General features: G+C 40.7%; 9 protein-coding genes and 1 CRISPR repeat array (1 of these 10 cut by a window edge). Of the genes, 6 read left to right on the forward strand and 3 right to left on the reverse strand.

Translation table 11 applies throughout. From position 1 onward, the window contains the following. A CRISPR array of direct repeats spans positions 1–990; the repeat unit is 37 nt; unit sequence GTTTCAATCCCTAATAGGGATTTTGATGAATTGCAAT (it extends 2,044 nt beyond the left edge of the window). Positions 991–1,291: 301 nt separating this feature from the next. Next, positions 1,292–2,383, reverse strand: a complete 1,092-nt coding sequence (ald, locus tag RMX89_RS20745) for an alanine dehydrogenase (protein WP_322690261.1) — start codon at positions 2,381–2,383, stop codon at positions 1,292–1,294. A gap of 479 nt (positions 2,384–2,862) precedes the next feature. Between ald and RMX89_RS20750 the strand changes: the two genes are divergently transcribed. The 6 genes from RMX89_RS20750 (at position 2,863) to RMX89_RS20775 (ending at position 9,042) form a co-directional block, all read left to right on the forward strand. Beyond that, a complete protein-coding gene (locus tag RMX89_RS20750) occupies positions 2,863–3,033 on the forward strand; it encodes a hypothetical protein (RefSeq protein WP_099099534.1) in 171 nt (56 codons plus the stop codon). 365 nt (positions 3,034–3,398) lie between these two features. Then, positions 3,399–3,692, forward strand: coding sequence for a hypothetical protein (locus RMX89_RS20755; protein WP_322675596.1), 294 nt, complete (start codon positions 3,399–3,401; stop codon positions 3,690–3,692). 78 nt (positions 3,693–3,770) lie between these two features. Continuing rightward, entirely contained in the window at positions 3,771–4,841 is a 1,071-nt protein-coding gene (locus tag RMX89_RS20760) for a WD40 repeat domain-containing protein (RefSeq protein ID WP_322690262.1), read from the forward strand. A gap of 685 nt (positions 4,842–5,526) precedes the next feature. Further along, the gene (locus RMX89_RS20765; protein ID WP_322690263.1) at positions 5,527–6,579 is read left to right on the forward strand and encodes a permease; all 1,053 of its coding nucleotides are present in this window, start codon (positions 5,527–5,529) and stop codon (positions 6,577–6,579) included. 105 nt (positions 6,580–6,684) lie between these two features. Then, positions 6,685–7,458: a TIGR03943 family putative permease subunit gene (locus tag RMX89_RS20770; RefSeq protein WP_322690264.1), complete on the forward strand. Its 774-nt coding sequence runs from the start codon at positions 6,685–6,687 to the stop codon at positions 7,456–7,458. Between the two features lie 87 nt (positions 7,459–7,545). Further along, positions 7,546–9,042: an Ig-like domain-containing protein gene (locus tag RMX89_RS20775; protein ID WP_322690265.1), complete on the forward strand. Its 1,497-nt coding sequence runs from the start codon at positions 7,546–7,548 to the stop codon at positions 9,040–9,042. Between the two features lie 66 nt (positions 9,043–9,108). On the opposite strand, the gene RMX89_RS20780 is transcribed toward RMX89_RS20775, so the two are convergent. Together RMX89_RS20780 and RMX89_RS20785 are read right to left on the reverse strand one after the other, a co-directional pair. Next, positions 9,109–10,101 (reverse strand): RNA ligase (ATP), encoded by a 993-nt coding sequence (locus RMX89_RS20780; protein ID WP_322675590.1) that lies wholly within the window; start codon positions 10,099–10,101, stop codon positions 9,109–9,111. Positions 10,102–10,396: 295 nt separating this feature from the next. Next, positions 10,397–11,188: a sulfite exporter TauE/SafE family protein gene (locus RMX89_RS20785; protein ID WP_322690268.1), complete on the reverse strand. Its 792-nt coding sequence runs from the start codon at positions 11,186–11,188 to the stop codon at positions 10,397–10,399. Positions 11,189–11,279 lie beyond the last annotated feature (91 nt).

Raw genomic sequence — 11,279 nt, forward strand, 5'->3', positions numbered from 1 at the left:
TTGTTTCAATCCCTAATAGGGATTTTGATGAATTGCAATCCCTGAAGTCCACACCGGAACTCTGAATAGTCCAGTTGTTTCAATCCCTAATAGGGATTTTGATGAATTGCAATCTTAGTCCCTGGCAAGGTGAACCTGAGATTAATAAATCATGTTTCAATCCCTAATAGGGATTTTGATGAATTGCAATATCCACATTGGTCTGCTTTGATAAAGGCTCAGTTGTTTCAATCCCTAATAGGGATTTTGATGAATTGCAATTTGGGCTGCTTTACCGAGAATCTGAGCCATCAAGTGTTTCAATCCCTAATAGGGATTTTGATGAATTGCAATTACGAAAATCCGTTGCTGTCCCCGATGAATCAATCGTTTCAATCCCTAATAGGGATTTTGATGAATTGCAATCTAGATGTGATGCTCAAAGATTTGGGTTTAACTTGGCAAGTTTCAATCCCTAATAGGGATTTTGATGAATTGCAATTCAGCCGCTTTTTTAGCATCCCTAAGCGTTCTAGTTTCAATCCCTAATAGGGATTTTGATGAATTGCAATCCTATCAGGGACTATTAATGGTGTACTAAATGGCGAAGTTTCAATCCCTAATAGGGATTTTGATGAATTGCAATCGGGTAATACTTTCTCGTCGTCCCCATATATTTTTTGTTTCAATCCCTAATAGGGATTTTGATGAATTGCAATCTAGCAAAAGATTGGGGCTAAAAGCAGCAGCCATAATGTTTCAATCCCTAATAGGGATTTTGATGAATTGCAATTTTTAATGGGGCTGTTAGGAACTCGAAGCCAACCCTAGGTTTCAATCCCTAATAGGGATTTTGATGAATTGCAATCCGAGGGGCTTCTAGCTTATTTAATGAATACGTAGTTTCAATCCCTAATAGGGATTTTGATGAATTGCAATTGTTGTATTACAGGTTTCCCTTAGTTAGTCAGAGTGTTTCAATCCCTAATAGGGATTTTGATGAATTGCAATCGCTGGCTTCTGAAAGCGTTGCTGTATTTGGTTTTCAAGGTTCAGTTGCGCGAATGAACGAATCATAACACAGAAAATCGTTATATCACAAGATGCAAATCCTTGAAATCCAGTCCCCATAAGGTGCGCGGATGCTTTGAAAGTACCAATGCCCTGAAAGTTTTGTATAGAAGGAGCGTACAGCCTTTTTCGCTCCTTCTGATTTTGTACACCTACCCATCCGCGCATAAGGCAAGAAAATTAGTTTGATTGGCGATCGCTACCTCTATTAAAATAAGCGATCGCCTAATCCTTACACACTTTAATTTACTAAATCAGGGAATACCTCTTGCACAGCAGGATGCACTAAGCGATGATTTTGCACATTCACACCCTTAGCTAATGCTGGGTTAACCTCCAGTGCCAAAATTCCCAAATTCGCCAACTGGACAACATAAGGTAATGTACTATTATTAAGTGCCTGAGTTGCTGTCCAAGGTACTGCTCCTGGCATATTGGGAACGCCATAATGCACTACACCTTCTTCAAGGTATACCGGATTTGTATGGGATGTAGGGTGCAAGGTTTCTATACAACCGCCTTGGTCAACGGCTACATCAACTATCACCGAACCAGGACGCATTTGTTTGACCAATTCGCGGGATACTAGTATTGGCGCTCTACGTCCTAACACTAAAACTGCACCGATGAGCAAATCGGCTTCAATGACTGCGGCTTCAATATGAGCAGAGTTGCTGTAAAGCAATTCGACTCTAGAGCCAAAGAGTGTTTCTAAGTAAGATAAGCGCTCGACACTCACATCTAAAATTTGCACGATCGCACCCATGCCTACGGCAATTTTAGCTGCTTCTGTACCGACAACGCCGCCACCTAAAATTACTACTTTACCTGGTTTAACTCCAGGGACACCGCCCAAAAGCACACCTCTACCACCTTGCTGACGTTCTAAGAATCTCGCCCCAAATTGTACTGCTAGCCGACCGGCAATTACGCTCATGGGGGTGAGCAAGGGTAATCTGTTAACACCAGGTTGTTCTACAGTTTCGTAAGCGATCGCAGTTGTGCCACAATCAATTAAATTCTCTGTCAACTTGCGATCGGCTGCTAAGTGTAAATAAGTAAATAATACCTGCCCTTTTTGCAAGAATTTATACTCAGACGCCAGTGGTTCTTTGACTTTAACAACCAATTCCCGATTCCAAGCTTTTTCTGATGTAGGGACAATTTCGGCTCCAGCACTTTTGTAGTCATCATCGGAGAATCCAGCACCATTACCTGCTTGCGTTTCGACGAAGATGCTATGACCATTTTCTCGCAGCACCCGCACACTAGAAGGACTTAACCCTACCCGAAATTCTTGATCCTTGTTTTCCTTGGGAACGCCGATTTCCATATATCGCCTCTGATAATTTTTTTGTTTAACTGTACCCTTCCAATCTCAAGCTTGCTACTTCTATCTTGCTAGTTCCGTATTAGAGATAGCTGGATTAGAGATACCTAATTTCTGTTCTAACTTTCTTAATTCAATCTGAGTAGCCCAAACTCTTACTCTTGACTATTGCCCCAGTATTTATACAATATATAAAGAATAGTAACAATTTATTAAAAAAGCGATTGTATAGCTCCCTAGTAGGGAGCTATTGCTGAATTTTTCAAGTCACCTTGGCATTCCAGCACTGCAATCAGCTTTTAAGTTAACCTGACTTTTCAACGTCATCTAAGAATTTCAAAGTCTCTCTTTTAAAACGAGAGAGATTTAGAGAGGGGTTTTCCAGATACCATGAAAAGTAAGTAGTGATTATCCCTACTTTTCCCGACTTTTACCAGAAGTCTGATATCAAGTCCCGTTTGCCAAAAAAGGTTTCTTAAAAAATGACACAAACACAACCAACAATTACACCTAAACTAGAAGAGCCTAAGTTTGGCTTTAACGAATATGCCGAACGCTTGAATGGTCGAGCCGCAATGATTGGCTTTGGTTTGATGCTGGTGATTGAATATGTCACTAATCAAGGAGTGCTATCATGGCTGGGTCTGAAGTAGTGCCATCAACAAGCACAATCTTGAAGTTGTAAGCTAGTAATTAAAAGAGTTTCAACCAGCTGGAACAACCAGTTGGTTTTGACTTCAATAATTAATAGCGGAGTACTTCGCTCTAGATAGATTAATTAAACTTATTCATAAATAACTGCCCTAGAATGTAAGCAAGAGAGGAATCGAAATACCTATTAGCGATTGAAATATTATAGACTTGCAACTAATATGTGCAAGGCGATTAATGAGTAAATTTCCTCCCCCTACTAAAAAAATCATAACTTAGTATCTGCCTTGAATGAGAAAGGCAAATTATGGGTGAGGTATTCTTGGTAAATATACACAAAAGGTGAACTGGAACCAACCAAGCTGTGATGAATGCTGTATTACCTCGTTTTTTGAAGTCAACCTACCGAAAAGAGCCACTAATCAGTGTATTGATGACGATGGGCGTTATGGATGCCCTGATTGGCGGATTGAATGATAGCTGGTCGTTGTTTGCTTTTGGTTTGGGAACGGCAGGGATAGCGCTAGGCTTTAAGTTGTGGCGTGTCCAGCAGCGTCGTTCTTTACCAGAGGAGCCTGTAGTGCAACATTATTTGCCCTCTCGTTCTTCTAGTGCGCCTTTACCAATGTTAAGCGTTTCTAAGAAAAAACCACCTCTTTAAGATGTGCAGAGTTATGACTTAAAATAACTCTGCAAAATTTATTGGGTTTAACTGTATCTATAAAAGTGAGGAAAAAGAGTGAGTAGTGAGGGAAGAGGTGGCGGTAATTTTCTGCGGCCGTATATTATCCTGGCATTTATGGCAGCTGTTGCCCTTCCAGTGAGTACCTGGGAAGGGTTTTATATTCATCAAGCTCATGCTGCCATTGAAGTAACGCCAAACTCCCCCCCAGCTAACACTAACTTTGCTAATGCTCAACTACTTTACACACTCATCGGACATAACGGAACCATTAAATCCCTCGCTTTCACTCCAGATAGCAGAATTCTGGTGAGTGGAGGTGCAGAAAACGAGGGTATAATTCGCCTGTGGAATTTAGCAAAGCGCAAAAAGTTAGCGACTATTAACAAAGCACACAAAGCAGCCGTAGAATCTTTAGTGATTTCGCCAGATGGACAAACCCTCGCTAGCTGTAGCGATGACAATACGATTAATCTCTGGAGTCTGAAAAATTTAAAATTTAGCCGCTCTTTTGTCGGACATACCAGCAACGTATTATCTTTAGCGGTGTCTCCTGATAGTAAAGTTCTCGTCAGTGGAGCTTTAGATGGGATTCGGATGTGGGATTTGCTACAGCAGCGCCCTCTAGGGACTATAGTACGCTTTGATAATTTGATTTATACTCTAGCTATTAGTCCTGATGGACAGACATTAGCTAGTGGTGATAATAAGGGTGTAATCAAGCTGTGGAATTTGAGTACTGGTAAATTCATCAGTCAATTGCCAGCTCATTCTAGTGCTGTTAGCGCTGTGATCTTTACACCAGATGGACAAACATTAATTAGTGCTAGCCACGATCGCACCATAAAACTGTGGAATATTAATACTGGAGAATTAGTCCGCACTCTTACAGGACATAATAACTGGGTAAATGCGATCGCTCTTAATCCCGATGGACAAACCCTTGCTAGTGCCGGTAGAGATGGAATTAAATTGTGGGATTTAACTACAGGTGAGTTAATAAATACACTGAATGGACATACAGACTGGGTAAGTGCGATCGCTTTTAGTCCAAATGGTAAAATTCTTGCCAGTGGTGGATTCGATCGACAAATCAAGATTTGGGGGATTCCCACAAAACGAAACTAACAGCGTATCGAACAAAATAATCATGAAAGAGTAAACTATATCCCCCATTTCTTTTAAGAAGTCGGGGATATCATTTTGACGCTCCTTTCAAGGCTTTGTGACTTGTCATAGCTCGAATTCTTACTTCATATAGAAACTTAGGCGATCGCTAACGCCGAAAAATTTCCCCAATCATTTCCTGTATCTGCTAAACTTTGGACTTGCCTTTTTAAAGTTTTTGTAGTAAAAAATCAACCAAAGCTCAGATCGAATTTTGCTATAACTAGTCAAAATCAATGATGATAGCAACCAATAACGATGTCTACGATGGACTACGCATACCCCAAATTTTGAAGAACTGTGAATACTTGATGAAAATACAGCCGCACTAATATCTTATCCAGCAAATTACTGTAAGTATAAACATAGGTAATTTCAAATCATTTGTGCAGTTACTTGCCCTCTAGACCGGAACAATTTCTGAACTTAGACAATCTTAGAAATGATCGTTGTCAGTAAATGCACTCAGTTAAAAGTCACGAACTCGTGTGAAGCCAAGGTTTGTAGCGCTTAACTGCTATTTGGAAGATAGGATAACTTGCTACTTAAATAATGTTTAATTTTCCCGAACTGCTTTTGATCCCCATTTCGATAGAATGGCTAGGCAGAACCCTAAAACTAAAAACCGCTTTTGACTGCGACGCTCATGAATCAACTGAACAATGGTTTTACGCTATTTTTAAGTCTGCTAGTCGAGGCGATGCCTTTTTTGCTTCTTGGGGTTTTATTCTCCAGTTTGCTGCTGTTTTTTGTTGATGAGCGCAAACTAGTAGAAAAAATGCCCAAAAATCCGCTGTTGGGTGCTTTAGTTGGCAGTGCGATCGGCTTTTTGTTTCCGGTGTGTGAGTGCGGGAATGTACCGGTAGCGCGGCGATTCCTGATTCAAGGAGTACCCACACCAGTTGCAATTGGTTTTTTGCTAGCAGCACCAACAATTAACCCAGTTGTAATTTGGGCCACTTGGACAGCATTTCGAGATCAGCCAGAAATAGTAGTCTTACGAGTCGTATTTTCCTTAACAATTGCCACAATTATCGGGTATGTTTTCAGTTTTCAAAAGGACTTAAATCCCATAGTCCAACCTGCGATCGCTCGTTATATGAAGTTTAATCCAGCCGCGCAGCCCCAAACCAAACGCCGTGGTAAACCTTACCAAGGACAACAAGAAGAAACAGTACCGAATCTGTTGCAATCCGGGACTTATATCTTAGGAGGAAAAGCAGGTATACCTCTACGGATAGATCCTAATTTAGTCCTGCCTACCTCAGTCTCTACTGCTGATAAACCGCTAGCAGCTAAACTGCGCCTAGTTGTGGATAATAGCATCCAAGAATTGCGGGAATTGGGCGGAGTAATGATTTTAGGAAGTGCGATCGCTGCTGCTATTCAAGTCCTAGCTCCCCGTGAATTAATTCTTAGTTTGGGTGCTGGGCCCATTACCTCAATTGTGGTCATGCTGATATTAGCTGTAATAGTATCAATTTGTTCTACAGTCGATTCTTTCTTCGCCCTATCTTTTGCCTCAACCTTTAGCAGCGGTTCATTATTGGCATTTCTGGTGTTTGGGCCAATGATTGACATCAAAAGTGTTGGTTTAATGTTATCTATTTTTAAACCCAAGACTATTTTTTACTTATTTGCTTTAGCAGCACAATTGACATTTGTCTTTACTCTTTTCCTGAACTTGCACGTCTTTTAAGAAAATATTTGTCATTTGTTAGTTGTCCTTTGTCCCTTGTCAGTTGTCCTTTACAAATGACCAATGACAAATGACCAATGACAAATGACCAATGACTAATGACTAATGACTAACAAAAATCCCAAATCTAAAATCCCAAATCTGTTACTTCCTTGGCTGGATGCTCTAGCAATTACGGCTTGGGGCATTTTGATGCTGAGATATTGGCTAACTAATAAGCTGAACCTGTTGATTCATCCAAATTACTTTTGGTTGGTGATTGTAACTGGTATCAGCTTCATCATTATTGGTTTGTTCAAGATGCAGGAACTTTGGCAACGGCGTCGCCATGATGTTACGCCAAACACCCAGCATATTAGTTTATTTCCCCCTGGTTGGGGCAGTACTTTATTGTTGACTACAGCGATTCTAGGTTTTATCGTTACACCGCAAGTTTTTGCTAGTGACAAAGCACTCCAAAGGGGGGTGACGACTGATTTATTGGGAAGCACACGCGTCAAACCCCAAGCCTTTCGAGTTACTGTTCGTCCAGAGGAGCGATCGCTTGTAGACTGGGTACGCACCGTCAATGTCTATCCTGAGCCAGACACATATACAGGGCAAAAAGTCAAGGTGCAAGGATTTGTGATTCACCCGCCCGATATCGGAAAAGAATATTTGTTTTTAGCACGATTTGTCTTAAGTTGCTGTGCAGCAGATGCTTACCCTGTGGGATTGCCCGTCAAACTACAAAATAATCAAGAGCTTTACCCTGCTGATACATGGCTAGAAGTAGAAGGACAAATGGTGACAGAAAATTTAGCAGGTAAACGCCAACTTACCATTGCCGCCACCTCTCTCAAAAAAATTCCTCAACCTCAAAATCCTTATAGTTATTAGTCATTTGTCCTTTGTCATTTGTCCTTTGTCATTTGTAGATAACTAACGACCAATGCCCCATGCCCAATGCCCCATGCCCCATAACCAATGACTAAATCTAAAGCATTCCAACCACTGGATCGTATAGCGATCGCACTAATGTTACTGCTGAGTGTGCTGATTGGGTTAATCATCTTGCAAGGTGATGTGGTAACTGCTCGTGTCCGAGAATTTACCTGGCAAAATCAACAAATTGGGGCAGAAGATAATTCCTTCACCCTCACCTTCAGCCGCCCAATGGAAACAAAAAGCGTCGAGGATAACTTGAAAATCGATCCACCCCTAGCAGGTAAATTCAGTTGGGCAGGGCGGCGGATGGTTTATACACTGGTGACACCAGCACCTTATGGCACAAATTATAAAGTGCAGTTACAAGGAGCTAAAGATAAGTTTGCAGAGCAAGAAGGTACAAATCGGCTGATACAGCCCTTTACAGGTAGCTTCCGTACACGCGATCGCGTTATCCTTTACATCGGAACCGACAAAGAAGAACAGGGACGGTTAGTTCTTTACAACTTAACCCAAGAGCAAAAAAGGGTACTTACCCCCAAAGACCTGATAGTAATCGACTTTGAGTCATTTCCTGATGGGGAGAAAATTTTATTTTCTGCTCGCGCCGCAAACAATCAAGACTTACTTTCAGCCCAACTGTATACGGTGACAACAGGCGTTTCTGCTAAATCTGGACAAAAAGCAGAACCAGAAGGCAAAGTTGACCTGACTTTAGATAGTAAAGATTATCAAAACCTGAAATTTGACTTATCACCTGATGGGCAAACTATTGTGATCCAACGGGGTAATAAAACTAATCCTGGTGATTTTGGACTATGGTTTATGCCAGCAACCAGTGATGGTTCAGCAGAAAAACCCACCCCGAAACGCCTAAAAAGCCAGCCGGGAGGAGACTTTATGGTGACACCAGATAGTAAAGCCGTAGCGGTTGCTCAAGGACAGGGAGCAGCCATTTTACCACTGCAAGGTGATGCCAGTAAACCTTTGGATTTTCTGCCGCAGTTTGGTTTGGTACAAGCTTTCTCCAAAGATGGCTCTCAAGCAGCGATGGTAAAGTTTAATACAGATTACACGCGGGATTTATTTTTGGTGACAAACCAAGGTGTGCAGAAACAGCTACTAAAAACAACAGGTTCAATTCTCAGTTGCCAATTTGACATCGCCTCACCCACTCTCTACTGCTTGCTTACACAGTTAGTATCGAAGGAACAATACATAGAACAGCCTTATGTAGTGGCAATTGATTTGAAAACTGGGCAACAGAAACCACTGTTAGTACTGCCTCCCGCTCAACGAAATGTGCAAATGAGTTTATCTGCTGACGGTTTGGGCTTGTTATTTGACCAAGTAGTACCGCAGACAAATCCCCCAGGATCATTACCCCCAAACACTTTAAAAACCGATGATGGAGATACAATCGCTACCAGTAGCTTGTGGTTAATGCCTCTATTGCCCATCGCTGATGCTACGACTGTTGAAATTAAACCAGAACAACTCCCCTTAGCCGGATTTCATCCTCGCTGGCTACCTTGAGCGAATAATTCGTAATTCGACTTTGGAAGGTTAGTTAAGGTGTCGCCACCAAAAATCAAGTTGAATCTAATGGAGTTCAGTTCCATCTTTACGAAGCAGATAGCGATCGCTAATCAACTTCAAGACTACTCTACCTATTTCTGGATGCGTTTTCTCAATAACCGGTTGCACAACAACGCCTTCCATGATGCAATTGGGACTGACTACACTATTGGCATTATTGAACTGAGACACCGCTTCCCAAGTGTAAGCACCGATATAAAGTACAGGTACTCTCGGCAAAGCAAATTCTTCGCAAAAAGTCACAAAATCGCTGTAATTGAGAAAATAGCTACCGCGACGCACAGCAAATATAGCAATTCCAATATTGCCATTATTCAAGCCATATTTGATATCTTGCACGCCGTAGATTTCACCAAAAATCTGAGTTCCTGGCGGAAGTTTCTGGAAAGCTTCGTTTTCGTTGTAAGCACGAATATAAACTAATTTTTTGTTTACTTCGCTGTTTTTCCAGAAGTAATTATGGCTGCCAATTTTAGTTGTGCCATCAGCATCAACTAAGACAGTGAAGTTAGTTCCATGCAACTTTTCTGTGACAACAACTTCTTCACCTTCCATTAGGATGTTTTTGTAACGTTTTAGGTTTTCTGGACTGGGGAATTTGTAATGTCCAATAAAACTTTCTACTTCCCCACTCATTCCTTGAGGAATTGGATATTCGTACTTTGTTACACCAAAATGATTTGTGTAGTCATCTCCGACATTTCCCGTAAAGTTTTTACCAACGGGAATAAGCAAACCCTCAGAAAAAATTCCGCGAAGTTTCGCAGCACGCAGTTTTTTCGAGTAGTAGTTACGAATACCAAACTCATCTAAAAAGTTTTCTGGAATAACACTATCAATAGGAAAGTAAAAAGCTAAATCTCCAGGATTCAAGTTACCTTTGACTATAATTACCTGATACCCCATATCTTCAATAGAGGCAATATCTAGCCGATCGGCATTGGGATGAGGATTAATGCTATTGATTTTGACAACTTCAACTTTAAAAATACTCATAGCTTATCTCTTTTCAAAAAAATCTATTTTAGAAAAACTCTAAATTTATTACAAAGTATGTGTGCGTAGCTAGCCGTGCATACTTGTCAAATTAAAGCTGAAACCTTTGAAAACTTAGACTTTGAATCGTTTGTAGTAGTGTGGCAAGGCTAAAATAGTTTTTGAAGCTAAAGGTTCATAGTCGTCTTTAGCTTCAAAAATAAAGCATAAATCTAATGTCTTGCCACGCTACTAGGGTGCATTAGCCTGGGTCTTTGGGTTTAATTAAGTAATCAAACAAATCTGATATTACAAATTATGAATTAGTAATTATTTGTTGATAATTTATCCAAGCTTCCCAAAAAATATAAATTGATAGTATTCCTAAGAAGATACGAAGCACTAAGCTCACAGTATAATCTGGTAGTTTTGGCAATGTGCGAGTACTCATCTGAACGCCTAAAAGACCGCCACATCCCAAAACCATACCTTGAGCAAACAGAATATTTCCCTCTAATGTATGTCCTGTACAGGCAGCTAAAGCAGTGATGACAATCACACCCAAACTAGTCTGAATTGCTACTTTAATTTCCTCTCCTAGTAGCAGCATTTGCAGCGGAACCATAATCGTACCGCCACCTAAGCCAAATAAACCTGCTAAAATTCCTGCTGCTCCACCAGTGCCAATTTTAGAAACTAGTGGGTTAAATACTGGGGCTGTATCCTCTTTTTCCTGTAAGGATAATTGCTTGCGAAGCTCAATAAGATAGATGTTAGCAAGTAGTATGATGCCAAATGTAAAAAGTATTATATAAGATGGTATTTTATTGGCGAAATATACACCTATTCCAGTAGTTAGAAAAGCTGGAATTCCTAAATAAATTACTCGTTTCAAGTCAAAGTAGCCCATCCACCAATTTTGCAAACTTCCAGAAATTGAAGTAATCACAATAGCAAGGCTACTAGTAGCGATCGCCTGAACGGGAGTATAACCTAGTGTGACTAAAAGAGGAATTGTGATAATACCGCCACCTATTCCTAAAAGTCCAGCTATGACTCCAGATATTAAACCTCCACTCACTAAAATCAACCAACTAAAATCAATCATAAATAATTCTTTTTCTAGATAACTGATAGTGCTGAGTGGGCATTGGGCATTGGGCATTGGGCATTGGGCATTGGGCATTGGGCATTGGGCA

Origin of the sequence: Nostoc sp. DedSLP04 (assembly GCF_034530775.1) — a bacterium.
In the GTDB taxonomy this organism is placed as follows: domain Bacteria; phylum Cyanobacteriota; class Cyanobacteriia; order Cyanobacteriales; family Nostocaceae; genus Nostoc.

Coding starts and splice junctions, on each gene's coding strand:
- ald (WP_322690261.1), bottom strand. CDS start 2,383: ATGGAAATCGGCGTTCCCAAGGAAAACAAGGATCAAGAATTTCGGGTA.
- RMX89_RS20765 (WP_322690263.1), top strand. CDS start 5,527: ATGAATCAACTGAACAATGGTTTTACGCTATTTTTAAGTCTGCTAGTC.
- RMX89_RS20775 (WP_322690265.1), top strand. CDS start 7,546: ATGACTAAATCTAAAGCATTCCAACCACTGGATCGTATAGCGATCGCA.
- RMX89_RS20770 (WP_322690264.1), top strand. CDS start 6,685: ATGACTAACAAAAATCCCAAATCTAAAATCCCAAATCTGTTACTTCCT.
- RMX89_RS20785 (WP_322690268.1), bottom strand. CDS start 11,188: ATGATTGATTTTAGTTGGTTGATTTTAGTGAGTGGAGGTTTAATATCT.
- RMX89_RS20780 (WP_322675590.1), bottom strand. CDS start 10,101: ATGAGTATTTTTAAAGTTGAAGTTGTCAAAATCAATAGCATTAATCCT.
- RMX89_RS20755 (WP_322675596.1), top strand. CDS start 3,399: ATGAATGCTGTATTACCTCGTTTTTTGAAGTCAACCTACCGAAAAGAG.
- RMX89_RS20750 (WP_099099534.1), top strand. CDS start 2,863: ATGACACAAACACAACCAACAATTACACCTAAACTAGAAGAGCCTAAG.